The following is a 597-nucleotide window of genomic DNA, read 5'->3' on the forward strand; positions in this document are numbered from 1 at the left end:
CCGCCCCCCGGCGCGGAAGGCCTCCCACAGCGGCTCCATCAGCCGGGAGTGGAAGGCGTGTCTGGTCCGCAGACGGCTGGACTTCCAGCCCCGCCCACCCGCAGCCTCGGCAACGGCGTCGATCTCGGCTTCCAGGCCCGCGACCACCCCGGCCCCAGGGCCGTTCACCACGGCGACGTCCACGGCCGGGAGCACGCTTGTGACTTAGCCACTGTCTCGGAGCAGCAGCGGCGGAGTCACTTCGTCTGGCCGGTGGACGAGCGCGTACAGCACTCCGTCCGGGCCGAGTTCGACGAACCTGTTGACGCCGTCGAGGGCCGCGAGGGCTTCGGCGAAGCGGACCGGCGTGCGGACCTGGTCGACCCAGTACTCCGGGTCCGACCACTGCCCGACACCGCCCGGGCGGCCGGTCACCGACGACACCGCCGGGACCGAAGGCTCGGCGAAGGACAACCCCCGCACCACGGCGCGGAAGTCCTCCAACATCGGCTCCATCAGCCGGGAGTGGAAGGCGTGACTGGTCCGCAGACGGCTGGACTTCCAGCCCCGCCCACCCGCAGCCTCGGCAACGGCGTCGATCTCGGCTTCCAGGCCCGC

2 protein-coding genes are annotated in these 597 nt (G+C 72.2%); both read right to left on the minus strand.

The genetic code is table 11. The features are described from left to right. The coding region (locus PUR56_RS12920) for a hypothetical protein (RefSeq protein ID WP_329949002.1) at positions 1-195 on the minus strand (195 nt) is incomplete at its 3' end. Positions 196-204: 9 nt separating this feature from the next. Further along, positions 205-597, minus strand: a 393-nt coding sequence (locus PUR56_RS12925) for an acyltransferase domain-containing protein (protein ID WP_329949003.1), incomplete at its 5' end; no start/stop codon positions are given.

The sequence above is a fragment of the Streptomyces sp. BE303 genome (assembly GCF_036290945.1).
Taxonomy (GTDB): domain Bacteria; phylum Actinomycetota; class Actinomycetes; order Streptomycetales; family Streptomycetaceae; genus Kitasatospora.